We start from the raw sequence: 25,301 nt of genomic DNA, 5'->3' as shown, positions 1-25,301 counted from the left end.
GCGGCTGTCAGTCCAGCGCGGTACCGAGAATGCAGCGGTTCCGCCCCTCTCTTTTGGCCCGATAGAGAGCCGCATCCGCCCGCCGCACCAGATGCTCATAATCCGGATGGCCATCGAACGCCGCCACACCAATCGACACCGTCACCTGTCCCTGTTGCAGAAGGGGTTCTGCGCAGACAGCCTGACGGATGCGCTCCGCTGTCGCCAAGCCACTTTCCCCATCCATCTCGACAAGAGCGACAAGAAATTCCTCACCCCCATAGCGGAATACGAAATCGCTCGGGCGACATACCCCGGACATGATCTCGGACACATTCCGCAGAACCGTATCCCCATGCGAATGGCCATACTTGTCGTTGACCAGCTTGAAATGATCGACGTCCAGAAGCAGGACGCAGAACGACATATGCCTGCGAAGCGCGTGGGTGACCTCGCGTGCCAGGATCGTCGGCAGAAACCGACGGCTGAGCGTGGAGGTGAGGGGATCGCGCCCCCCTTCGATCAGCGCATTTTCCGTGAACATGTCGTCCATCAGGAAGCGGATCTCCTCCAGAGCCTGCTGCAATTCCTGAATCTTCGCCGGCGGCACGGGCATCTGCTCTTCAAGAGAGGGCAGAATCTCGTCATCAATCCGGCGAATGATCCGTCTCACCGCCGTCAGTCCCGGCATGCCCGAAAACAGCAGGCTGGCCTTGTGATTGAGCCACAGACCGAAGCCGGAACGCTCCAGAAGCGGCAGCGGCGGAGGGATGGCACAGCAGATGGCCAGAAGAACCTTGTGTCCCCAGTCCAGCAGGGCCGCCCGCTGCGTCTCCTTCTCGACCGCAATGTCCTGCCCCAGCGTGACCAGACGACACGCTTCGTCCGACTCAATCTCCCGTGTGTAGTCCTGCTCGAACTCCTGCCCCATGACCTCAATGGCGAAGTCGATCATCCCCATCACATAGTTCATGACCGCCAGAAGCTCGTCACGACTCATCGCCACCTTGAAGAGATGCACACGCAGTTCATCCTTCAGCGCCCGCACCCCCTGAAGGATGAGACGCATGGGAATCCTCATGCGCGCATGGACCATCCCAATGCGCTGTTGCAGGGCAATGAGCCGGTCAACATCCGGAAGCGTCCGGGGGAAGAGAAAAACCAGCCAGTTGGTCAGGGCATCATGCAGCCGCTCCCGGATGGTCTCCACCGAAATGAACTGCTCCGCATCGGGATTGGCCAGCAAGACCTCGTAAAACCGTGCGATGCACTGCTCGCCGTGTTGCACAACAACCTGTTCGAGCTGGGCACGCATCGCGGGATCAGCACTCTCGATAATGCTGAGCCACTCCCTCCTGTCACGCTCGGCCGTAGCGCCTTGCGACGCCATCATTCCCCCGTCCATTCAAACCTTCCGATGACCAGATATTTGTGAGAACGCCGGCTTTTCAGTCAGGACGGACGCATATCCAGCCCGGCGTTTCCTCTATTGTGACTGCGTGTGATTAAAGAAGCCTTGAAACGAAAATGAACGTGTTTCTGTTACAATGCTTCCCGGTCGCACCTGATTTTCCCGTTAGCATCGGGTTTGCAAAACTGAGAAAATGTTTTGCCATGATCCGACTCAAACCAGACACCGCGATGTCATTTTAAGTAATTTGCTGAAAAAATGAGACAAAGCAAGCGATCACGATGATTCGGAAATGAGAATAGAATCCGCTTTTTCAATCGGATGGCAAAAACAGCCCTCTCCCGGCGGATAAAATCTCCGTAAACTTGTTCACTTCTTCGTGATAATTGTAACAATTTTCATACGATGAGGCGGGGCATACAAAACGGGATTTTCACCCAAAAGATGAGAAAACCGGCGATCCCCGAGACATTAATCATTCAAAATACGGATAAGCAGATCTAATTAATTTATGTTTCGAATAGGTTAACATATTATTGTCGCAATGTTAGGAAAGACAGAACTGGCTTCGGTTGCTGATGATTTGTTAACCATTTGTCCGTCCTCCGCGGGCAGAGATTGTGTCCGCAGCCGGACGAACAAGGCTTCTGCCAAAATTCCTGGAGTTCTGCCCATATGGCAACGGATACCTTTACGGGAACAACCTCTACCGACTTCTTGGATGCGTCCAACTGGTCCGGCGGAGTGATCCCCACCGATTACCAAGATGTCATGATCGGAGGATTTGCTTCCACCGATGCGTCCGTCTCAGCGGTTCTGAGCAGCCCCTACACCACGGCCGTTCCCAGCCTGACAATCGGTGTAAACGGCACCCTGACCATCACGGCATGCAACGCCACAGGCGTCACCACCCCGGTGTTCACCGCCACGGCAATGCAGATCTATGAGAACGGCTCGCTGGTGGTTGATACCCCCGCGCCCGTCGATCTCGGGATCAACGAAATCAGTGGCACGCTGACGATCGAAAACAGCGAAGCCACGACGATCACCTCCGGCACCCTCTCCGGCAGCGGCACGCTCAACCTCGTCCACGCCACGCTCGGTTCCGACGCCAATCCTGTTGGCATCGATAACGCGATGAACGTGACGATCACGGACGGCAGCACCCTCTACACAAAGGGCACGCTGACAGGCGGCACCGTCACGTTCGATCCGACGACACAGAACATGTTCGTGATGAGCGGCGAAAGCACGACCGTCACCACCGCGTTCGAAGGCGTCTCCGCGAACACCGAGTTTGCCATCAGCGCCGACAGCGGCCTGACAGTCACGTCCGCCAGCTACGTCGCCAATAGTGACGGTTCCTACAGCCTCGTCATCGACGCCGGCTCCAAGACCATCACTCTCGACGACGTCAACACGGTGACGGGCTACACGCCAGGCACGCTCGAAGTCGTCAAGGACGCAGCCGGCGATTACATCATCGCTGACAGCTCCCTGACCACCGCAGGCACAGTCCTTCCGTGGGACAGCGTCAGCGGCAGCGACTGTAACTGTGGCGGCAACACCTCCTCGGGCGGCACGTCTTCCGGCGGAACATCCGGCGGCAACACGTCTTCAGGTGGTACATCCGGTGGCACGTCCTCCGGTGGCGACGGCTCGGGTGGCAGCAACACGTCCTCCGGCGGCAGCAACACCAGCGGTTCGACGTCCGGCGGCAGCTGTGATCATCACGGCAACGGCTGGGATCACCACGGTCACCATAACTCCGGCACGTCCGGCAGCGGCACCTCAGGCAGCACGAGCGGCTCGACCTCCGGTTCCACGTCAGGCTCGACTTCCGGCGGCGGCAGCTGTGACAACAACGGCGACTGGTGGTGGGATCACGGCCACTCCCACACGTCCGGCAGCGGCGCGTCTGGCAGCACAAGCGGCTCCACGTCAGGTTCAACCTCGGGCTCCACGTCCGGCGGAAGCTGCAGTGGTAACGACAGCTGGTGGTGGAACAACGGCTGTGCGCCGCACGGTTCCGGCAGCGGCACGTCTGGCAGCACCTCCGGCAGCACGAGCGGCTCCACGTCGGGTTCGACCTCGGGCTCCACGTCCGGCGGCGGAAGCTGCAACGGTAACGACAACTGGTGGTGGGACAACGGCTGTGCGCCGCATGGTTCCGGCAGCGGTACGTCTGGCAGCACCTCCGGCAGCACGAGCGGCTCCACGTCCGGTTCGACCTCGGGCGCCACGTCCGGCGGAAGCTGTGACAATGGTAGCTGGTGGTGGGACAACGGCTGTGCGCCGCACGGTTCCGGCAGCGGCACGTCTGGCAGCACCTCCGGCAGCACAAGCGGCTCCACGTCGGGTTCGACCTCGGGCGCCACGTCCGGCGGTAGCTGTGACAATGGCAGCTGGTGGTGGGACTGGTGTGAACCGCATGGTTCCGGTGGCAGCACGAGCGGCTCCACGTCCGGCTCGACCTCGGGTTCCACGTCCGGCAACAGCTGTGACAATGGCAACTCTTGGTGGAACAACGGCTGCACGCCGAACGGTTCGTCCAGCACGTCTGGCAGCACCTCCAGCAGCTGCACGCCGACCCACACGTCCGGTTCGACGTCTGGCAGCAATTGTGGAAGCAATATCTGGCAGGATATGAGCAACGACTATTGTGGCGGCGCAAGCAGCTGGGGCAGCACCTCCTGCTTCCCGACGAGCCCGACATGCACGACCGGTTCAACGGCCAGTGTGTGGGGCGGTTCCTGGGGCGCAGGCTGTGGCACCACGACGGTGGCACCTGCCAACGACTGGGCAAACTGCTTCGTCAAAACCTGCTGACGACAACGGATACCGCCGGGTCACTCTCGGCGGTATCCACCTTGTCCGTCTCGGAAAAAGCCGGTCCCAAAGCGGGACCGGCTTTTTCTTTTGCACGCCTTTTTCTCACCACCCGGGCACGCTAGCACCTGCCCACTCCCAACGGCACGCCTCTTCCGATAAGCTCCCCACCACATCATGATGCCGGAGCCCTGTCCCATGTCCGAAGGTCGCCTCGTTCTCGGAACAAAACGCTACTCCTCCTGGTCCCTGCGTGGCTGGCTCTCCGTCCGCCTCGCCGGACTCGACGTCACCGAAGAAGTCATCCCCCTGCGGCAGACAGACAGCGCCACACGCATCGCCGCCCTCTCACCCAGCGGCAAGGTGCCCTATCTCGAACACTGGAACGTGCGCATCTGGGACAGTCTCGCCATCGGGGAATATTGCGCGGAAATCGAACCGGCCCTCTGGCCCACCGATCCCGTGGCACGCGGTTTCGCGCGCTCTGTCACCGCCGAAATGCACGCAGGTTTTCAGGGTGTAAGGGCCGCAATGCCCATGAATCTGGGACGTGAAAACCGACCCCTCGCAGCAGGCACGCCCGAAGCAGCGGAAAAGGACATCGCCCGGATCGACGCCCTGTGGACAGAAGCGCGCGACTGCTTCGGTGATCATGGCGCCTATCTGTTCGGCCCAGTCTTCACCAACGCCGACGTTGCCTTTGCACCCGTCGTGGTCCGTTTCCTGAGTTACGGTGTCGCGCTGTCCCCAAAAGCAACGGCCTACGCAAAAGCCGTGCGTGCCCATCCCCTCATCGAAGAATGGTACAAGGCCGCTGCCGCCGAACCTGCTTCGTGGCATGTCGAGGCTTTTGAAACGATCGCCTGAAAAGGGGGGCAACGCGGAGATGAGATTTCATCGGCATCCGGCGGAGCGGGAGGAGATTCGTCTCTTCCCGGCACGCCTGATAGATGAAATTCACGATTTATTCTAAAAAAACCAGAAAAAATCGTGAAACATAAGAAAGATGTTTTTCAGTATTCTTCACCTATAAAAACAGGAAATCCTGAAAAACATCGGCCAGAAATTACTTTTTCGCGATATTACTCAGAATCTCCGCCAGCGGATCATCCTTGTGAACGGCAATGATGTTAATGCCCGCTTCCATCACGATATAATCAATGCCCGCGAAGTAGCTCGTCAGCGTCTCCTTGCCGACCTTGATATATTCAATGAAGATCACTGGACGCAATGTGCGGAGACTCTCCCGTGCGCCCTCCAGAACCTCGATCTCCATCCCCTCGACATCAATCTTGATCAGATCGAGACGCGGCAGACCAAAGGAATCAATCGTCAGCGAGGCAACATCCGTCAGCGCTTCGGCGCGATAATCGACAGGCTGCCCGATATCTTCGTTGTGATCTGATTCTTTCAGTTCCAGACTGCCGAAACTGGCAGGTGCCCTGTAATCGGGAACCGGAATGCTGATGCTGCCCTCGCTGTCCGACAACGCCGCATTGATCACACGCGCATTGAAGCAGTTATTGAGCGCGACATTGCCGGCAAGCGCATAGAAAATCCGCTCCTGCGCCTCAACACTGATGACATAGCCCCAGCCATTCATGTGGCGGGCCCACTCAAGCGTGTGCACCCCGATATTGGCGCCACCATCAATGGCAATCACACCATCGCCATGCTGTTCGCGCCGGAAATCCAGAATCTGCTTCAGCAGGATCACATCAACCTTGTCGAACGACCCTCTTTCGAGAAGGTTGTAGCCAACCCCGTAATATTGCCCATTGTTTGCATGATAGTCATATCGGTTCACGATCATCGTACCATGATCGGTGTTCGTGAGAATAAAAGCTGATTTCCGGGAAGACATTGAAAGGACCTTGTGTGTAATGATCCCGTTACAGTATGCAAAAGTAATTAACAAGAAATTGCGGCGCCTGTCTTAAAAATGGTTTGAACAGGACTGGGGAAAACCAGCCTCACACCCGCATCTCCCGCTCCAGAACCGCCACCAGCCACTCCACAAATACCCGCAACCGCGCCGAAACATGCCGACGCTCGGGATAAAGCACCGTCAGCGGCAAAGCCTCCGCACGCCACTCCGGCATCACCTCGACAAGCGCGCCCCCCGCCAGATCCCGCCGCACGTCATACGCAGGCACCTGAATCATCCCCAGTCCTGCCAGACAACACGCAATCAGAGCCTCCGCACTGTTCACCGTCACCCGCGCCCCCATCCGGCACCCCCGTACCTCGCCGCGCTGCATCCACTCCCATTCCTCGATCCGGCCCGTCGCTGGCGAGGCATACCGAACCGCCCGGTGATGCGGCAGATCCTCCGGCCCTCGCGGCACGCCCTGCGCCGCCAGATAGGCCGGACTCGCAACATTGATGACCTCCAGATCCATCAGACGCCGCGCGATCAGACTGGAATCCGCCAGCGGCCCAACCCGCAACGCACAGTCGATCCCGTCCTCCACCAGATTCGTCGCCCGGTCCGTCACCCCAAGCACCACCTCAATTCCCGGATAACGCTCCAGAAAACCGGGCAGGGCAGGGGCGACAATCAGCCGTCCGATCCGCCCCGGCATGTCCACCCGCAATACCCCGCGCGGCGCTTCCCGATCCCGGCGGAACAACCCCTCCGTTTCCTCCACATCCGCAACCAGCGGCGACACATGCTCATAAAACGCCCTGCCATCCACCGTCGGCGTCACACTGCGCGTCGTGCGCGCCAGCAACCGTGCCCCCACCCGCGCCTCAAGCTGCCGCACCGCCGTCGATACAGTGGAGCGCGGCAGGTTCAGCGACGCCGCCGCCCGCGAGAAACTCTCCGTCTCCACCACACGCATGAACACACGAAACAGATCGATCCGGTCCATGCCGCCCTCCAATTGTTCGTCATTCTTGATCAGTGTTGTCTAAAATCAAGTGATTTTTCGCCGGAACACGAACGTTAGAGTGGCAACAGATCAAAAGGAGTCACGCCCATGACCGACCATTCCCTCAAAGGCAAAACCGTCCTCATCGCTGGGGGCGCCAAGAACCTCGGCGGCCTCATCGCCCGTGACCTCGCCGCCCACGGCGTCACCGCCATCGCCATCCACTATAACAGCGAGGCCTCCCGGCAGGACGCCGAAACCCTCATCGCCGAACTCAGGGACAAGGGCGTTAAGGCCGCAGCCTTTCAGGCCGACCTGACCACTGCCGCCGCCAACACAAAGCTGTTCACGGACGCCACCGCCGCCGTCGGACGCCCCGATATCGCCATCAACACCGTCGGCAAAGTGCTGAAAAAACCCATCCTCGAAACGTCCGAGGACGAGTTCGACAGCATGTTCGCCATCAACAGCAAGGCCGCCTTCTTCTTCATCAAGGAAGCCGGAAAACACCTGAACGACAACGGCAAGCTGGTCACCATCGTCACGTCGCTGCTCGGAGCCTATACGCCGTTCTATTCCACCTACGCAGGCTCCAAGGCCGCCGTGGAACACATCACCCGCGCCGCATCCAAGGAATTCGGCGCACGTGGAATCTCCGTCAACGCCATCGGTCCCGGCCCGATGGACACACCGTTCTTCTACGGGCAGGAAGCCCCGGAAGCCGTCGCCTATCACAAGACAGCCGCCGCCCTTTCACCCTTCAGCAAGACCGGCCTGACCGGGATCGAGGACATCGCCCCCTATATCCGCTTCATGGTTTCCGAAGGCTGGTGGATGACAGGACAGACGATTCTGGTGAATGGTGGCTATACAACGAAGTAATCAGAACCGGGCCGGAGGTATCATGCTTCCGGTCCAGCATACGGACGGCCCATGACAGCAGACAGACCAGACCCGCACCCGCTGCTCCGCCCGCGCGACGGACATCACGCCCGTGTCACCAACGAAGAACTGTTCTTCGATCTGGTCTATGTCTTCGCCATCACCCAGCTCAGCCACGGCCTGCTGCACCACCTCACGCCTTTCGGAGCCTTCCAGACCGGCGTCCTGTGGCTCGCCGTCTGGCTCGGCTGGCAATATACCGGCTGGTTCACCAACTGGTTCAACCCCGCGCTCCCCGCCGTACGCGGCGTGCTGTTCGCCACCATGCTCCTCGCGCTCCTCATCGGCGCGGCCATCCCGGACTCCTTCGCCGAACACGGCCTGTCCTTCGCGCTCTGCTTCGTCGCCATGCAGGTCGGACGAAGCGCCTTCGTGGTCGCATGGCTGCCACCTGATGACCCGCTGGCTCCCAACTATCGCCGCATACTCGCATGGATGCTCGTCTCCGCCGTGTTCTGGATCAGTGGCGGGCTCGTTGAAGACCCGCACAAACGCGCCGCCCTGTGGTGCATCGCAGCCCTCTGCGAATACGTTTCCCCCATGTTCGGCTATGCCTTTCCCGGCCTCGGCCAATCGGATTCCCGCTCCGACTGGACCATCGAGGGCGCGCATCTCGTCGAGCGCTGCCAGCTCTTCGTCATCGTCGCCCTCGGTGAAACCATCATGGCCACCGGCCTCTCCATGGCTGAAGCCCACGACTGGACACCCAGCCGTCTCTTCGTGCTGTTCACCTGCTTCCTCACCACACTCGCCATGTGGTGGCTCTATTTCGGCACCTCGGGAGAAGACGCCACCCGCACCATCACCCGCTCCGAAGACCCCGGACGCATCGGCGCATTCATTCACTACCTCCACGCCATACTCATCGCAGGTATCATCGTCACCGCCGTCGGCGCGGACATGCTGATGGAAGAGCCAGGCGAGGAAGGCAGCATGGCCTTCATCCTCACCGCAACCTGCGGCCCGGCGCTCTACCTGCTGGGCAGCATCCTCTACAAACGCATCGCCTCCGGCTTCACCCCCCTGTCACACCTGATCGGAACCGCCGCTCTCCTCGCCCTCATCCCCGTAGGCTTCCACCTCACCCGCGCTACGGAAGCCCTCTGCGTCACCGTCATCATGCTCGTCGTCGCATGGGGCGAACGCTGCGACAGGCAGCGCAACGGACGAGAACGCGGCTGGGTTTAGAGCGCTTTCACAACCGATCGCAGGCTCGCTTATCTGAGTCAGAGCCCTCAAAACATGGTTTTGAAAGGCCCTCTAAAACCAGCCCCCCAGAAGGGGAATCTTTTCCACAAAACCCTGTCCCTCACGGCCCAGCCTCACTTCATGAAAAAGCCCATGCAGGAACAGGAACCATGATGATCTACCCCACACAGAGAGGACCATCTTCATGTCGTTGACTCTGACCTGCTTTACTCTCGCTGTCGGGGCCGCCGCGAAGAAAGGCGTCATGACCTCGTGCGTGGAAATGCCCGATTCAGTTGAGTGGAACATCCCCTCCGGCACGGTCATATTGTGTGCGGACACCCTCGCTCATGAACTCCCGAAGCAATATCCGGCACTGGTCCGTGGTGTCGCCGCATTGAGAGGGCAGGATTTCGGACTCTGGGAAGGGCGCTCCCTCAAATCCCTCTCTCCCGAAGAACTTCTGTCCCTGACACGGGATATCGCCTTTGTTCCCCCCGGAGGAGAGAGCCGGATCCAGTTTTTTGAGCGCGTAAAGACATGGTTTTACGGCCTGCCCGAACATCAGCCCAGCGCAGTCATCATGGCCGGACCAGCGGTGATGCGGGCTTTGGTCCTATCGGTGCTCGGCTGCCCTCCGGAAACGGCCACCCGCCTCGATATCGAAAGCGGTTCGCACTTCATGCTCACCCGTCACGGCCACTGGCGGCTGCGCCTGACCTGAAGGCCGCCACGCCCGCCTTATGCTGCGCGCACCTCATGCCCGCACGCCCTTAACAGGAACCCCCTAACCAGTCGCCGGAAACTGTTCGTTTCTGTTGACAACACTCCGTCGCTTCCTGTCTAGAGACCCCAGCCATGGTTCTTTTCGTGTGTTCATCACGCGGAAAGCTAAGAGGGAAGCCGGTGCAAGGCCGGTGCTGCCCCCGCAACTGTATGCCGCGAGGCTGTCGGAACAGACGCCACTGTCCTCTCCAAGAGGATGGGAAGGCTTCCGGCACGCTGACGACCGGCAAGCCAGGAGACCTGCCATAGCGTGAAAGTCACGGACGGAGCTGCCGAACGGGGTGTGTCGGAAGCGAAGCGATGCTCCATCGTTTCCACCGCGGTGACGCCCTGTCGGAGCAATCGCCGTGCGTCGCATCCCCCGCACCCTTGGCCTGCTGGTCATCAGTTTCAGTTGCGTCTCTTCCGTCTGTGCCGCTGCGATCCAGACCGGAAAGGCAAAATCGCAGCCCCGGAAAGCACCACCCGAGAAGAAAATATCCACCGTCTGGAAACACGCGCCCGAAGAGGTGACCTCTTACGGCAAGACCCCGGCACTCAGGGCGACACCGGCCATCGGCGGCAAGCTCGGCCTGTCCATCCAGCATTCCCCCGCCACCATCAACGTCATCTCCCACGACCTGATGATGCAGCGCGGCTATGCTCAGGCCGAGGACGCAGCGGACAGCGCCCCCGGCGTGACATCCGGCGGCTCCCCCGGCAGTCCCGCGCAACTGCTGATGCGTGGCTTCAGCGGCAACCAGATCCTCGTCTTGCGTGACGGCATCTATTTCGGCCCCACCACAATGGTGAACCGCCCGCAGAACAGCTTCAATCTGGAAAGTGTGCAGATCCTCAAAGGCCCGTCCTCCGTCCTGTACGGACAGGGGGCCGTCGGAGGCACCGAGGACATGCGCACCCGTGATCCCGCCTTCGATGCCCCGCACGCCAATGCCCTGATGTCCTATGGCAGCTTCAACACATGGAACGCCGGGGTCGGCGGCTCGGTGCCCATCACCCGAACACTCGCGCTGCGCACGGATTTCAGCCGCACATCGTCGGACGGTTACGTCAAGGGAGCCGATCCACACTCGAACGATTTCACCACAACCCTCCTGTGGAAGCCCACGGACAGATTCACAGCCCGGCTGAGCATGGATTATCTGACCGATCGCCTGTCCACCTATTACGGCACCCCGCTGGTCAATTTGTCGCAGACCGCAGGCCGTGTCGGCGGACTGCTCAGTTCCACGCAGGGACTGGGCATCACCAAAGCCTCGATGTGGCGTTATTATAATGTGAGACAGGCACAGGCGAGTTCAGTCAACGCCACGCCAACACTGCACCTTGAATGGCTGGCCACGCCAAACATCCTCATCCACAACAGCAGCTACTTCATCTATTCGAAGCGCTTGTGGAATAACGCCGAAAGCCTCAGCTATATCGGCGGCTCCGGCAATGTCGACGCCAGCGGCAACGCCATCGCCCCCGGACGGATCGCGCGTGACCGGTTCTACGTTTTCCAGAACCAGCATCAGGTCGGTGACAGCCTCTACGCCCGGTTCGATTCCACGCTCCTCGGCATGAAAAACCGCTTCATCCTCGGTGGCGACGCCTACTATCTCCGCTTTATCCGCAATCGCGGCTTCCCATCCGCGGACTATGCCGACAGCGTCTCGCTGGCCAGTCCCGGAAAGACGGATCTGGGTGATTTCGCCGGGGAATATCCCTTCATGAAATCCCCCACGACCATGGTGCAGGCCGGCCTGTTTATGGAAGATGTGCTGACCATCCGCGACAACCTGCGCCTCGTCGGCGGTTTCCGATATGACTGGCTGTCGCTGAACCGGCAGAATTTCAACCAGAATGGCAGTTTCAACGCGGCAACCAGCTTCAAGGGGCACTATAACCCCGACAACTTCCGCATCGGCCCCGTCTTCGACATCACAAAGAACGTCAGCGTGTATGGCGTCTACACGACAGGCGAGGACCCGCCGGGCTCCAATCTGTTCCTTGCCAATCGCGGCCAATTCACCCGCCTCAGCCACTCAAGACAGGGTGAAATCGGCATCAAGGCCAGCACATGGGAAGGCCGCTTCACCACGACACTGGCATTCTACGATATCCGGCGCACCCGCATGCTCGTCGCAACCGGACCGGATAGCGTCGCCACGGCAGGTGCACAGAAATCGCGCGGACTGGAATGGCAGGGCGACCTCATCCTCAACCGCCACTGGAGCCTCTCCGGCAACGTGGCTTACACCTATTCGCGCTATGGCTCCTTCCACCCCAGCGCGTCCGTCGATGCTTCAGGCAATCAGGTCCCGGATGTCCCCGCCGTCACCGCCAACCTGTGGGCGATCTGGTCCCGTGTGCAGGGCCTCCCCCTCGATCTCGGCGCGGGCATGAGATACGTTTCGTCCCGAAAGGGCGATTACGCCAACACGCTGACCCTCAAGGATTATGCTCTCGTGAATGTCTTCGCCGCATGGCATGCCTATAAAGGCGTGACGATGTATGGTCGCATCGACAATATAGGCAACAAGCATTTCATCCAGTGGGCGGATACAAGCTACCCCGATCAGGTTCTGCTCGGAGCACCCCGTTCTTTTTCCATCAGCGTTCAGGCCGGTTTCTGATAGCCTGCCGCCCGAAAGGAGTTCTCTTCATGACCACAACCACTCTCCATCCCATTTCCGCAGCCGCTCCCATTCCGCTGAAGGCCCTCGTGCCCTGGGCCATTCTCGGCACGCTCCTGTTCGCCATGCTGCTCTATTTCGTGGGCGCCGAGCAGGGCGCGACATCCCTCGTCTCCGGTCACATGGTGCATGAATTCGTCCATGACGGACGGCATCTCCTCGGCTTCCCGTGCCACTAAAGGGAGCCTGAGACCATGATGGGTCGCCTGTTATCCCGGGGCATGTTCGCCGGGATCTTCGCCGCACTCCTCGCTTTCCTGTTCGCGCGCGCGTTCGGCGAATCGCAGGTGAACCTGTCCATTGCCTACGAAGCTCACCAGGCCGCTCTGGCGCACGAAGCGCCGGAACCGGAAATGGTGAGCCGGGCCGTGCAGGCCACCTGGGGCCTGCTCACGGCCATGGTGATGTACGGCGCAGCCTATGGCGGATTGTTCGCCGTGCTGTTCGGTGTCGTCTACGGTCGTGTGTCCCGACTGCCAGCCCGTTCGCTGGCCCTCTGGCTGGCAGCAGCCTGTTTCGTCGTGACCGTGCTGGTGCCGGATCTTAAATATCCGCCCAACCCGCCCGCCATCGGCCTGCCGGAGACCATCAGCCTGCGCACCGCCTCCTATTTCACCATGCTGGGCCTGTCCTTCTGCTCCGCAGTGATCGGTCTTCTGGTGGCGCGCCAGACCAGCGGACGCCTCGGCGCATGGAATGCCGGTCTTGCGGGTGTCGCGATCTTTATCGTGCTGACAGCCGGCCTGTCGTCCTTCCTGCCGAATATCAACGAAGTCCCCTCCAACTTCCCGGCCTCCGTGCTGTGGCGGTTCCGCGAGGCCTCCATCGGCATGCAACTCGTGCTCTGGGCGTCTCTCGGCCTTGTCTACGGCCCCATGGCCGAACGGGTGCTTGAAGTGTCTCCCCGCCGTCCGTGACGCCACCGGCACGCAGCGGCCTTCGCAAACGGCTGCTGCGCACGCTTTATGTCACCCATCGCTGGCTGGGCATCGGCATCGGACTACTCATGACTTCATGGTGCCTGTCCGGCATGGTGATGCTGTGGCGGCCCTGGCCCATTCCCGACCCGGCAGCAGGGCAGGGAGTGCACGGCCCCCTGCATCTGCCCGCACAGTTACCCCCGATCGCCGCCCTCACCGAGCCTGAAGAACGCTTCCAGTCTTTCCGCCTCGGCATGACAGGCGAGGCGCCGGTCCTTACCCTCGTGCCTGTTGCGGGCGCACCCTTCGCAGTCGATCTGCGGACAGGACAACGCGGCGGAATAGCGCCAGAAGATGCAGGCGCCAGCGCACAGGCCTACGCTGCAGCCGTCGGCGTGCAGGAGCGTCGTGCCTTCGAAGGCACGACAACGGATGACCAGTGGGTTCTGGACACACCCGGAAGAATGGGCGGCTTCGAACGGTTTCGCTTTCCCGGCCCCCGACACCTCGTCGTTTACGTCTCCCCCCTGACTGGCGACGTGACACAGGCGACCGACACGACCAGCCGCGCATGGGCATGGGTCGGCGCAATCCCGCACTGGCTTTATCCCGCCGCGCTGCGCCGCCACCCTCCTGCGTGGAAATGGACCGTCATCATCCTGTCCGGCACGGGCATGTTCCTCACGGTGACAGGACTGGTCGTCGGCCTCCTGCGCCTACGAAAACGCTGGCCATTCTCCCACTATCACCGCTGGCATCTCGTGCATCATCTTGGCGGTCTGGTCTTCGGCCTGCTCGCCCTGTCATGGATCGCGACAGGTTTTCTGACGATGAATCCCGGGGGCGCATTCGAAAGCCGGAAAGAGACCCTCGCACCCCTGCATGTGACGGGAAGCATGACGGGCAGGGAGGTGTTCGCCGTCCTCGACCGTGTCCTGCGGGCCAGCCCTGCCGACTGGACGGACGTGCGTAGCGTGCTTCTGAACGGACGAATTTTTCTGGCCGTCACCGCACGGGACCGGCACCGGCAACGTCTGGACGCCAGCCTGTCCCCGGCTCCTCTCGCAAAGGAAGCACTGGGCCAATCCGCCCTGCTTCTGACAGAACCGGACCAGTATTATTTCGATCGCCCACTCCGCAAACGCCCCTTTCCCGTATTCCGCCTTTCAACAACAGATGGAACCTTGTTCTATCTGGATGCCTGTTCCGGTGAAGTGCTCGCAGCGTTCGATCGCCCGGCCAGACAGTCCCGCTGGATGGTGTACGGCCTGCATGACATGGATGTCCTGTCGTGGTTACGAACCCCGACAGCACGCCTGATGATCGTGTTCCCCTGCTTGTGCGGGGTGTGCCTCATCTTCCTGAGCGGCATCGTGATCGGGGTGAAATACCTCCGTGCTGAGCCGCCCCGGAACCGATCCGGACGGATGTAAACCACGGCATGACATGCCCGCGATTGTCTCCTGCCAATCAGGCAGAAAGGGAAAAAATCACAGCCTTTTCCCTTTTCAAACCTTGTCCACTTCTGCTCTGTTGCCGACCATCAGCCGACCATCAGCCGACCATCAGCCGACCATCAGCCGACCATCAGCCGACCATCAGCCGACCATCAGCCGACCATCAGCCGACCATCAGCCGACCATCAGCTCCACTTTCGGCGTCAGTCCGTGAATTGAGGCAAGCTTTACCATTCCTGTTAGAGGCAGTTTCAAAAGCTCTCTGCTGACGAGCTTAAGCGTGGTGTGCCCACTCGGGTGCTCACAGCCACATGGCCGCTTCCCTTCATTACTCAACAGGCCGGTCGCGCACGCCTTCACGGGCGCTCTCATTCAGTAGATAGCTTTTGAAACAGCCCCTTAGAGCCCTTTTGGAAATTGCTGGGGCCTTCAAACGCAAGCTTTCCGCAAGGTCGTTAAGCGCCAGATTGGCTGTTTCCTGCCGGTTTCATATTTCATCTCTGCGCCACACGGAGACTTCCGGTCCCGAACAGGAATTTCCAAAAGGGCGCTTAGGCCGGGAGCCACGGGACAGACCTCTCCGCAATGAACCGTTCCGACCATAGGGATTGGATTCAACAAGTAAACATGAAGAATAATTCAGGGAAGATAAGGAATTGATCCACGATCCGGGGGTGGACGGGAAGAGTCATTGGAACCATCATTCCAGTGACGATGACGGTAATCGACTTCCCCGTGCCGATGATGCTCACAGGCCGCCAGAGCCAGAAGAGCAGTAATAAAGATGACAGTTTTCAGCGATGAGGTCATTGTTCTCTCCTCATGAGAGACGCTGGCGCAAGCCATGATGAAATAATCAGTATCTGTCGCAGCAAACGACCCTAAAAACTGAAAGTTCATATTACCGTTAAGTAACAGCCATTCCGTCAGCCGCCACCTCCCTCCGCACTGCCTCGCCCGTTCTCGGAGTGGTCGCAGGCAGCGCGTGATGAGAGACTGTTTCAAAAGCGCTCTGCTAGGCGATCCGACACGCATTTCCCGCATTCGAATGCTCACAGCCCGCATGGCCGCTTCGCTTCAATGCTGAAAAACACATGCTGATCGAGAATGCTTTCACTCAGCAGACAACTTTTGAAACAGCCTCTGAATTTATCTACAAGTTCCCATGCCGCCCGTCAGCATCCGTTCGGTCCCATGTCTGCACGCATTTCCCCTGTCACCGACACAGGCTGTGCTAGTCAGGGAATGTCCGCGAAAAGCCAATCAAAGCCACGCTCTGATCTTCACAATCAGGAAGAAAATGTCTGACCACTGATCGTCGCATAATCCCTAACGCCGTAAGGCCGCCGCCTGAAAAATCCCAACGCACCCAACTGACGACACGCAAGGGACGCCCCGTGACAGGCGAGGCGTCCGGCACCTTCATCCGTAACGGCAGATGGCAAGATCTTCATGTGGTATGTCAGGCATCTTTCCCGAGATAATATCAGCAAGAACACGGGCTGAACCGCAAGCCATGGTCCAGCCCAGTGTCCCGTGACCTGTATTGAGATAAAGATTGCCGATGGAAGTCCGGCCGATGACAGGCGTGCCATCAGGCGTCATCGGCCTCAGTCCGGTCCAGAAAGTGCCCGTCTCCATGTCACCGCCACCAGGAAACAGATCCGTCGCGGAATGTTCCAGCGTCGCCCGCCGGGGTGCCCGCAGACGCGTGCTGAAGCCTGCGAGTTCGGCCGTTCCACCAATCCGGATGCGGTCGCCCAGCCGGGTAATGCCAATCTTGAAAGTCTCATCCATCACCGTGGACACAGGCGCACGGGCCTCATCCATAATCTTTGCCGTCAGAGAATATCCCTTCACAGGATAGACCGGTAGATTCAGACCAAGTGGACGGAGCAGGGGAGGGGAGTAGCTGCCAAGAGCCAGCACGAAGGCATCCGCCGTATGCAGCCCCCTGTTTGTCTGCACACCCGTGATACGTCCGTTCTCCATCTGCAGGGAACGGATGGTCGTGTCATACATGAACGTCACGTTCTGTGCCGTCGCCAGTTCCGCAAGCCGCTGCGTGAACAGGAAAGCATCGCCGGTTTCATCGCCCGGTAAACGCAGGCCGCCGACAATTTTGTGAGCAGCCGCCGCCATGCCGGGTTCTGCCTTCAGACAACCCTGCGCATCAAGAATTTCATAAGGCACGTTATATTGTCTTAAAACATCAATATCCCCCCCCGCCGCATCAAGCTGTTTTTGCTTGCGAAACACCTGAAGTGTTCCCTGCTGGCGATCATCATAGGAGATGCCGGTCTCCGCTCGCAGGTCGCGCATGACATCCCGACTGTATTCAGCAAGGCGAACCATACGGCCCTTGTTGCGGTCATAGGCAGCCGAGTTGCAGTTTTCCAGCATCTGCAAAAGCCATTTCCAGAGATGCGGATCAGGTAAGGGCCAGAATACGAAAGGCCGATACTTCATCATCAGCCACTTCATGGATTTCAGCGGCACACCCGGACCGGCCCAGGGTGAGGAATAGCCGGGAGACACCTGCCCGGCATTTGCAAAACTGGTTTCCAGACCAGCCTCTGGCTGACGGTCAATGACAGTCACATCATGACCGGCACGGGCAAGATACCAGGCGGACGTCGTGCCGACGACACCGGCTCCGAGAACAATAATTTTCATGAAGTTTTTCTCAGCAAAGGTTTCAGGACGCGATGTAGTCCCGATGAAAACGACGCCCGAGGGACGTCAGAACTTCGTAGCCAATGGTTCCAGCCGCCTGCGCCGCATCATCCACGCCGTAATGGGGACCAATCAGATCGACCAGCATGTCCTGCGTGAGCGCCTGTTCCGGAACATCGGAAATATCGACGATGACGGAGTCCATGGAAACACGCCCCAGAATGGGCAGCCGCGTGCTTCCAAACCAGGCGCACCCTTCTCCAGCCGCATGCCGTGTCAGCCCATCCGCATATCCGATTGCCACCACAGCCGCCCGTCGCGGCACTTGTGCCCGGTCCGTCAGGCCATAGCCCGCGCCCTCTCCGGCTCCGATAGTCCGAATCTGAAGAACACGGGCGCTCAGACGCAGAACAGGCAGGAGAGGATTGACCGCAAGCTCCGCATTCGGGGCAATGCCGTAAAGGGCGGCGCCTGGGCGAACGAGCGAAAAATGATAGTCAGACCCAAGGAAAATACCGGAAGATGCTGCAAGGGAGACAGAGAGTCCGGGCATCAGCGCAGAAGCATCACGCATCCTCTGGCGTTGCATGATGTTCGCTTCGTTCCGAGGAGCGTCCGCACACGCAAGGTGCGACATAAGGAGAGAGACATCAATGCCTGCCAGTAGGGAAGGCTCCTCAGCCAGAGAGCGGAACTGCGCCGGAGAAAGGCCAAAACGGGACATGCCGGTATCAATCTGAATCACGGCGTCGAGCGGGTGCCCCTGATGAACCGCTTCCTGTCGCCACGCTTCAATCTGTTCCGGACTGTTCAGGACCGGGCGCAAACTGTGCCTGACACAATCGCGGGTCGCAGCAGGCCGCGGACCATGCAGGACAGTGATACGGCAGAGGGGGGTGATATAACGCCGCAGTTCAATTCCTTCATCCACATGAGCCACGAAAAACTCTTGCGCGCCAGCCCGCTCCAGCGCCGGGGCGACTTGCGCCGCGCCAAGCCCATAAGCGTCAGCCTTGACCACGGCAGCGCATGCCGTGTCACCGCACATCTTGCGGAGAGTCCGGTAGTTCGAAGCTATGGCATCGAGATTGACCGTCAGGACCGCACCGGCTCTGGTGGCGGCCCATGCCGGGGCAGATGTAAGGACGTTCATGATCAGGCTGATCCGTCTGCTGTTCGTCAGACGATAATTCTATATGATTTCGAAACGAAATATCCTGCCGTTGTTTCGAATTTTATATACATTTGTGCGGTATGTCTGAATGATGATGCTGCATTTCGGAGAAATATTTCAGTATGACCTTCGATCGCGTAACGCAGGCGATTCTGCGCCTGCTACAGCATGACGGACGTATGAGTAATGCTGATCTGGCGCAGCGCGTGGGACTGTCGCCGTCAGCCTGTCTGCGGCGTGTTAAAATTCTCGAGGCGCAGGGAGTCATCAGAGGCTATCGGGCCATTATCGACGAGCGCTCCGCCCACAACATGATGACCGTCATCGTTCAGATCACCCTGGAGCGCCTGACCGAAGAGATGCTCCGCAGATTTGAAACGCATATTCGCAAGTGCCCGGATATTCGCGAATGCTATCTGATGACAGGCAGCGCGGATTACCTGGTCAGAATCGAAGCGAAAGATATCGCTGATTTTGAACGTATCCATAAAGAGGAACTGTCACGTCTGCCCGGCGTGGTCAGGATTCACAGCAACTTTGCTCTGCGGCAGGTCGCGCAGAGATAGCCCTGAGCCTTCATGGTCTCACAGTAGAAAATGCTGAATCCAGACCGGTGTCAGCCGTCAGAATGTGGTTCGAGGATAAAAAAGGCATCATCGCGATGTGATATCTGTATTATTATTCTGATCTCGGAACGTATCAGTAGAGAACCGACCGACCTGTCGCGCTCTGCTGTCGAAGAAAAGGATATTGTGGCTGTGGCAGATATTGGAAGTGTCATCGACCTGAGAGATTTCGCAGAAAAATTTTCCGATCCTGCGGGAGATTTTCTGACATCCCGGCATGCCCTTCCATTTCCTGACGAACGTATCACCGTCGACGTCCTGGCGCCTGCCGGAAGTGGGGTTGTCGAACGCCTGCCAGCCGATACATTTCTCTTTGTTCTCGCTGGATCCCTGTCACTGAACGGGACCGAGACGGGTGTAAATGAAGGGCTGATCATCACAGCAGGAACGACGTTCGACTGGAAAGCACCGGTCGGCACAAAGCTGATCAGAATGCAGGTTCAGAGTCCGGAAACCGCTGCTCCGGCTATTATCAAAATTGACACAGATGTCCCGCTGTCCCCATCCTCTCCACCGCCCGCACAATATCTGACCGGCCCGACACCAGACTGCGAAAACAGCATCGCATGGCGATCTGCTGACGGACAGTTCTACGGCGGAATATGGGCGTCCACACCTTATTATCGGCGTCCTGTTCCCTATGCCCATTATGAATTGATGTTTCTCTGCGAAGGAAGTGTAACCTTTGTCAGTGAAGAAGGGGAACGTCGAACTTTTAATGCGGGTGACGTCTTTATCGTCGGTCGGGGTGCTGTGTGGGCATGGGACAGTGAGTGCGCTGTTAGAAAAATGTTTGTGATTTTCCGTCCGGCCTGAGAAGAAGCCTCTTCCTCCGCGTGTGGTGCGTTCCTATAAGATCGTAAAGATCTAACTATTATCAAACATATATCAAACCCTGACTTGTAGCGCGCCATTCCAGAACGTCCTCTGCGCCACCTGAGGCACATTCCTCCTCCTGTGTGTGAAATTGACCCGAAACGCGATTTCAGACCGCAGTCTGTTTTATTTCGATATAAAAACGATATTAAATTCTGAATCCGTAACGAAATTGGAGTTTTCCTCTGTCCCGTTCCGCTCACAATCATCTCAAGAAAGACGCCGTTTTACACTCTTCAGTCTCTCAGAGACCGTCCCGGAGGAATAGGCATGGCTACCAATCATAATGTTTTCGTAGCGTGGCGCTCCGCATCGGCGCCGTTTCCGTCGGGTATCGCGTCCCGCAGAGTGTCCCGATCCCTGCGTCTGCTGATGTCCGTGTCATCGCTGGCCGGAATGTATGGTTTTTCCAGCAGCGTCTCTGGCAAGGCTGAAGCAGCAACCCGCCATACCGGGGCCGCCAGCAAGCAAACGTCCCCAGCGGTAACCGCCCCGCAGAATGCTGCGACAAAGCAAGCGGTTCCCCCGAAAAAAACACCGCAGAGCTTTATCGCGTCCGGTAACGAAACCGTGAAAGTGCAAGGGCACGTTGCTCTGCCGAGTGGTGTGACAAACACCACCCCCGGCGGCGGCATGATGCCTCCCCAGACCATCGCGAAATCACGAAGCGGACTGAGCCGCGATTACATCGCAAAACAGAGCCCGACGAGCAACGTGGCCGCCCTCGTGGCAAGCCTTCCGGGCGTGGTCTATGCCGGGAATGACCCGCTTGGAACCAACGACGATCAGCAGGGCCTGACGGTCCGCGGAATGAATCAGCAGGAAATTGGCTATCTTTTTGAAGGTATTCCCGCCGCTGCGCCGGTTTATCTCCTTCCTTACACGTCAGCCGCAGCCGATAACGAAAACATTCAGTCCCTGAGCCTGACACAGGGCTCCCCGGATACCAGTTCCCCGCTTTATAATGCTGTTGGCGGAGAACTTTCAGAAACCATGCGAGATCCCGATCACCATTTCGGTGGCATGATCGACGCGACGTACGGTTCATTCAGTCTCCGCCGGCATTTTATCCGGCTTGATACGGGCGAACTGGGACATAGCGGTGTTCGCGGGTTTGTTTCCTTCTCTCATCGTGAAGCGGATGAATGGCGAGGGGTCGGCGGGACAAAACGCTATCATGTCGACATGAAGCTTCTGAAGGAATGGCAGGGCGGCAACAGAGCCTCTTTCATCATGACCTATAATGATGCGCAGCAGTATTATCTGAGAGCCCCTACAAAATCGCAGTGGGATCAGTACGGCGTCAATTTCAATTACAACGATACCCCGCTCGGCAGCACGCCAGCGAATTACTATAAATATGAAGAAAACCGGATGAAGAAATTCATCTTCGGCGCCCCGGTCAAACTGAAGTTTGACCATGGATTGTCACTGGATATCACGCCTTATTTCACCTATTCTTGGGGCTACGATAACGGTGGCTCAACCCTGAGCCGCGATGGCAGTTATCTCGGTCCGGATCCCGCTGGCCCGCTGCAGGTGGGGGGAACGAGCAGCAGCATCGTGGCCGCGTCCATTGATACTTATAAGCTCGCCTATCCGGCATAAATGCAGTGATGTCATGGACAAAAGGTCATAACACACTGACCGGTGGCGCCTGGTATTCATATTTCGATCAGTCGGAACCCCAGAGCTATCAGGCGGTCAATGCTGAAGGCAACGTGGGAAGCATGTGGGGTAACAATCCCATCCTGACGGCAAACGGCAGCGTTCTGCGCACATACGATATTCATCTCATCCAGCAGACAAACGCACTTTTCATAAACGACACCTACAAGGCCCTGCATGACAAACTGACTGTCACCGCAGGCTTCAAGGAAGTGATGGTCACGCGTTCCGAGACCAACCTTGTGCCAGGCGTAACCTATGCGACCGGCCAGAGTGTCGCAGAACCGCTGCCGCAGTTCATGGCAAGCTACAAAATCACGCCGCATGACCAGATCTACATCAATGGCACGGCCTCTTTCCGTATGCCGGCCTCCATCATGACCTACGCCGATCGTTACAGCGTCTCCACGGGGCAGTTGTCCTCAAAGCACGCCTCAGACATCAGCCCTGAATTCGCTATTGGTGAGGAAATCGGCTTCCGCCACAGCGGCTTCGCCAATGTCAACGTCGCCCTGTTCAATTACAATTTCACACATCGTCAGCTTAGCACAACAACCTATGAGAATGGACTGCCGATTTCAGAGTCGATTGATGCAGGCGGCCAGACCATGCGTGGCGCCCAGATCGAGGTCGGACTGAAGCGCTGGCATCATTTCAGCCCTTATTTCTCCGGGCAATATGAGCACGCCACGATTGACAGCAATCTACCGACAGTGGCTACCGATGGCGCGTCAGTCTATCTGCCGACAAAGGGAAAACAGGCTGTCAATACGCCATCATTCACCGCAGCTATTGGCCTGAATTATGATGACGGATCGATGTTTGGCGGCTTCAACATGAATTATATCGGCAAACAGTATTCTACCTTCATGAACGATGAATCGATCCCGAGTTACGAGACGTTCAACGTCAATGTTGGTTATCGCTTCAAAAGCTTTGGTTACGCCAAGCATCCTCAGGTTCAGCTCAACCTGCTGAATATCGGAAATAATGGTTATCTGTCTGGCACAAGCAGCATCAAAACCAATGCCCGTTCCATGACAGTGAACGGTCACACGGTAGCCGCATCGGCCCCTCAGTATTATGTCGGCGGCGGTTTCGCAGGGGTGCTTTCTTTCTCAACAGGTTTCTGAGATTTTTTAAACTGGAGATTTATAATGCCCAGATTTCCAAAAGCTCTGACGTTCGATGTCGTGGGTACTCTGATCGACTTCGAAACGGGAATGATCCGTGCCTTGCAAACGCTTTGCGGCAAAGACATCGACCGTGAAGCCTTTCTTTCAGCCTACCGTGGAATGCGCGCACGCGGCACGACACTGCCTTTTCCGGAAGATCTAAAGCCGATTTATCAGACTCTGGCCGCACAGTTCGGACTCCCGGAAAGCGAAGCCTACGCGGATGCTTTTGTTCTTGCCGCAAAAGACTGGCCGGCTTTTCCGGACTCAGTCGAAGCTCTGGAGCGTCTGGGTCAGCATTTCTCGCTAGTGGCAATGACCAATACCCAGCGCTGGGCCTTCTCCGGTATGGAGAAGACGCTCGGCATGCCATTCCATGACTCGATCACTGTCGATGATGCGCTTTGCGAAAAACCGGATACCGCGTTCTTCGGCTTCGCACGCGGACGCCTGAGCCGGGACGGCATTCTGAAAGACGATATCCTTCACGTCGCACAAAGCCAGTATCATGACATCGGGGTTGCACGAAAGCTTGGCTATACCGTGTGCTGGATCGAACGCCGCAAAGGCACAGCAGGCTTCGGCGGAACAATAGCCGTCGAAAACCTGACCACGCCCGATTATCATTTCTCGACACTGAAGGAACTGGCCGATCTTGCAGATGAGGACGCGTTGCTGATGCTGCAGTCCTGAGGAGGGAGAAGGATGGAAGTCCGGACCCCTGACGAAATACCCCCTTCCGCCTTCCATCTTCGCCTCGCACTGATCGCAGGAGGCGGCCCATTTTGTGATGGCTATATTCTCGGCCTCATCGGCATTGTGCTGCCTTTGCTGGTAGCCGATTTTCATCTGAGCGCGGATGCAACAGGACTTGTCGGAGCCGCCTCGCTTCTGGGAGTGTTCGTCGGCGGCCTGGCTGGCGGCATTATTTCCGACCGTTTTGGTCGCAAACTCCTCTACACCGTCAACATTATCATGTTCGCGGCTTTTTCCGCAGCTCAGTTTTTCAGCGACAGCTTTACGTCCCTGCTCATCTGGCGATTCCTGATCGGTATTGCCATCGGTGCCGATTATCCGATCGCAACCGCCTATGTGACGGAGTTCATGCCCCGCCGCTGGCGTGGGCCCGCACTGGCCGGACTCATCACCTTCTGGTGGCTCGGCTACGTCGTGAGCTTCGTGATGGGGTACGTACTGATCTCGTGGTATCCGGGAAACTGGCGACTGGTGCTGGGCTCAAGCTTTGTTCCGTCCGTCCTGCTCCTGCTCTGCCGCGCCGGAATGCCGGAATCACCGCTGTGGCTGGCAGGTGTCGGACGGATCGCGGAAGCGCGGCAAATCGTAAAAACATTTCTGCATACCGACGTCTCCTTCGAAGGCGTGAAGACAAATCACACCCGAGCCGGTGCAGGCCACGCCCTGTCCATGCTCCTCTCACCGCGATATCGGGGTACACTGATTTTCATATGCGCTTTCTGGATTCTCCAGAGCGCACCAGCATTTTCCATCCATACTCTTCAGGCGCAGATCCTGGAGCAGATGCATATGAGCAACCCCCTTCTGGCCGCATGCGTGGTTACATGCTTCACGTTTCTGGGTATCCTCCCGGTCTCATTCGGCCTGATTAACGTCATGGGGCGTCGTACCCTGCTGATCGGCTCATTCATACTGGCCTCGGCTGCACTTTTGTTCATTGCCGTATATCCCGGTCAGGCCGGCTGGCTCGTTGTCGTGGCCTTCATTATCTATTCAGCGGTCGAAGCGGCAGGAAGCGGCCTACAGTTCGTCTATCCCAACGAACTGTTCCCGACAGAAATCCGTGGAACAGCCGTGGGTTTCGCATCCTCGGCCAGCCGACTGGGCGCCGCACTTGGCACATTTCTCCTTCCGCTCGGCGTGGCGCATTATGGTGTCAGGACAACGCTTTTCGCAGCGTGTGCAATCCTGGCAGCAGGTGCCGTTATCTCGTGGCGATGGGCGCCTGAGACGTCCGGACTAAGCCTTGCAGAGGCCAGCCACATCACACTCTCCTGACAGGGT

21 protein-coding genes and 1 riboswitch are annotated in these 25,301 nt (G+C 58.4%); of the genes, 15 read left to right on the top strand and 6 right to left on the bottom strand.

Going from position 1 to position 25,301, the window contains the following annotated elements; genetic code table 11:
- Positions 1-7: 7 nt before the first annotated feature.
- Complete coding sequence (locus GOB81_RS00585; RefSeq protein WP_173568435.1) at positions 8-1,384, bottom strand: GGDEF domain-containing protein; 1,377 nt, start codon at positions 1,382-1,384, stop codon at positions 8-10.
- A 681-nt stretch (positions 1,385-2,065) separates the two neighbouring features.
- Here GOB81_RS00585 and GOB81_RS00580 point away from each other — a divergent pair.
- Both GOB81_RS00580 and GOB81_RS00575 read left to right on the top strand, forming a co-directional pair.
- Positions 2,066-4,219 carry a hypothetical protein gene (locus GOB81_RS00580; RefSeq protein ID WP_173568434.1) on the top strand — a complete coding sequence of 718 codons (2,154 nt, stop codon included), beginning with the start codon at positions 2,066-2,068 and terminating at the stop codon, positions 4,217-4,219.
- A gap of 198 nt (positions 4,220-4,417) precedes the next feature.
- Positions 4,418-5,086, top strand: coding sequence for a glutathione S-transferase family protein (locus tag GOB81_RS00575; protein WP_173568433.1), 669 nt, complete (start codon positions 4,418-4,420; stop codon positions 5,084-5,086).
- A gap of 199 nt (positions 5,087-5,285) precedes the next feature.
- On the opposite strand, the gene GOB81_RS00570 is transcribed toward GOB81_RS00575, so the two are convergent.
- Positions 5,286-6,032 carry an FkbM family methyltransferase gene (locus tag GOB81_RS00570; RefSeq protein ID WP_242009954.1) on the bottom strand — a complete coding sequence of 249 codons (747 nt, stop codon included), beginning with the start codon at positions 6,030-6,032 and terminating at the stop codon, positions 5,286-5,288.
- Between the two features lie 160 nt (positions 6,033-6,192).
- Positions 6,193-7,095 carry a LysR family transcriptional regulator gene (locus GOB81_RS00565; RefSeq protein WP_173568431.1) on the bottom strand — a complete coding sequence of 301 codons (903 nt, stop codon included), beginning with the start codon at positions 7,093-7,095 and terminating at the stop codon, positions 6,193-6,195.
- A 108-nt stretch (positions 7,096-7,203) separates the two neighbouring features.
- Here GOB81_RS00565 and GOB81_RS00560 point away from each other — a divergent pair, with 108 nt between their 5' ends.
- From GOB81_RS00560 to GOB81_RS00530, 7 genes are all read left to right on the top strand, one after another.
- On the top strand, positions 7,204-7,977 hold the full coding sequence (locus tag GOB81_RS00560; protein ID WP_173568430.1) for an SDR family oxidoreductase: 774 nt from the start codon (positions 7,204-7,206) through the stop codon (positions 7,975-7,977).
- A gap of 51 nt (positions 7,978-8,028) precedes the next feature.
- Positions 8,029-9,225 (top strand): low temperature requirement protein A, encoded by a 1,197-nt coding sequence (locus tag GOB81_RS00555; RefSeq protein WP_173568429.1) that lies wholly within the window; start codon positions 8,029-8,031, stop codon positions 9,223-9,225.
- A 205-nt stretch (positions 9,226-9,430) separates the two neighbouring features.
- Entirely contained in the window at positions 9,431-9,949 is a 519-nt protein-coding gene (locus GOB81_RS00550) for a histidine phosphatase family protein (protein WP_173568428.1), read from the top strand.
- Positions 9,950-10,067: 118 nt separating this feature from the next.
- A riboswitch (cobalamin riboswitch) is annotated at positions 10,068-10,273 on the top strand.
- A gap of 85 nt (positions 10,274-10,358) precedes the next feature.
- A complete protein-coding gene (locus GOB81_RS00545; RefSeq protein WP_173568427.1) occupies positions 10,359-12,629 on the top strand; it encodes a TonB-dependent receptor domain-containing protein in 2,271 nt (756 codons plus the stop codon).
- Positions 12,630-12,658: 29 nt separating this feature from the next.
- Positions 12,659-12,868: a CbtB domain-containing protein gene (locus GOB81_RS00540; protein WP_173568426.1), complete on the top strand. Its 210-nt coding sequence runs from the start codon at positions 12,659-12,661 to the stop codon at positions 12,866-12,868.
- Positions 12,869-12,883: 15 nt separating this feature from the next.
- Complete coding sequence (locus GOB81_RS00535) at positions 12,884-13,606, top strand: CbtA family protein (protein ID WP_173568425.1); 723 nt, start codon at positions 12,884-12,886, stop codon at positions 13,604-13,606.
- The gene (locus tag GOB81_RS00530; RefSeq protein ID WP_173568424.1) at positions 13,603-15,042 is read left to right on the top strand and encodes a PepSY domain-containing protein; all 1,440 of its coding nucleotides are present in this window, start codon (positions 13,603-13,605) and stop codon (positions 15,040-15,042) included. The genes GOB81_RS00535 and GOB81_RS00530 overlap by 4 nt, the downstream gene beginning before the upstream one ends.
- A gap of 663 nt (positions 15,043-15,705) precedes the next feature.
- On the opposite strand, the gene GOB81_RS00525 is transcribed toward GOB81_RS00530, so the two are convergent.
- The 3 genes from GOB81_RS00525 to alr all read right to left on the bottom strand — a co-directional run bounded on the left by GOB81_RS00525 (position 15,706) and on the right by alr (position 18,895).
- On the bottom strand, positions 15,706-15,876 hold the full coding sequence (locus tag GOB81_RS00525) for a hypothetical protein (RefSeq protein ID WP_173568423.1): 171 nt from the start codon (positions 15,874-15,876) through the stop codon (positions 15,706-15,708).
- Positions 15,877-16,488: 612 nt separating this feature from the next.
- On the bottom strand, positions 16,489-17,742 hold the full coding sequence (locus GOB81_RS00520) for a D-amino acid dehydrogenase (RefSeq protein ID WP_173568422.1): 1,254 nt from the start codon (positions 17,740-17,742) through the stop codon (positions 16,489-16,491).
- 22 nt (positions 17,743-17,764) lie between these two features.
- Positions 17,765-18,895: an alanine racemase gene (gene alr, locus GOB81_RS00515; protein ID WP_173568421.1), complete on the bottom strand. Its 1,131-nt coding sequence runs from the start codon at positions 18,893-18,895 to the stop codon at positions 17,765-17,767.
- Positions 18,896-19,038: 143 nt separating this feature from the next.
- Here alr and GOB81_RS00510 point away from each other — a divergent pair, with 143 nt between their 5' ends.
- From GOB81_RS00510 to GOB81_RS00490, 6 genes are all read left to right on the top strand, one after another.
- Positions 19,039-19,482, top strand: coding sequence for an Lrp/AsnC family transcriptional regulator (locus GOB81_RS00510; protein ID WP_173568420.1), 444 nt, complete (start codon positions 19,039-19,041; stop codon positions 19,480-19,482).
- A gap of 192 nt (positions 19,483-19,674) precedes the next feature.
- Positions 19,675-20,358, top strand: coding sequence for a cupin domain-containing protein (locus GOB81_RS17940; RefSeq protein ID WP_173568419.1), 684 nt, complete (start codon positions 19,675-19,677; stop codon positions 20,356-20,358).
- A gap of 330 nt (positions 20,359-20,688) precedes the next feature.
- Positions 20,689-22,026: a TonB-dependent receptor plug domain-containing protein gene (locus tag GOB81_RS17585; RefSeq protein WP_242009953.1), complete on the top strand. Its 1,338-nt coding sequence runs from the start codon at positions 20,689-20,691 to the stop codon at positions 22,024-22,026.
- Between the two features lie 8 nt (positions 22,027-22,034).
- Complete coding sequence (locus GOB81_RS17580) at positions 22,035-23,219, top strand: TonB-dependent receptor domain-containing protein (RefSeq protein ID WP_242009952.1); 1,185 nt, start codon at positions 22,035-22,037, stop codon at positions 23,217-23,219.
- A gap of 24 nt (positions 23,220-23,243) precedes the next feature.
- Positions 23,244-23,954, top strand: a complete 711-nt coding sequence (locus GOB81_RS00495) for an HAD-IA family hydrolase (protein ID WP_173568418.1) — start codon at positions 23,244-23,246, stop codon at positions 23,952-23,954.
- Positions 23,955-23,966: 12 nt separating this feature from the next.
- Positions 23,967-25,295 carry an MFS transporter gene (locus tag GOB81_RS00490; protein WP_173568417.1) on the top strand — a complete coding sequence of 443 codons (1,329 nt, stop codon included), beginning with the start codon at positions 23,967-23,969 and terminating at the stop codon, positions 25,293-25,295.
- Positions 25,296-25,301 lie beyond the last annotated feature (6 nt).

Origin of the sequence: Acetobacter conturbans (assembly GCF_011516755.1) — a bacterium.
Taxonomy (GTDB): Bacteria; Pseudomonadota; Alphaproteobacteria; order Acetobacterales; family Acetobacteraceae; genus Acetobacter; species Acetobacter conturbans.
The sequence above is the reverse complement of the archived record's forward strand: the minus strand, read 5'-3'. Positions and strand labels throughout refer to the sequence as shown.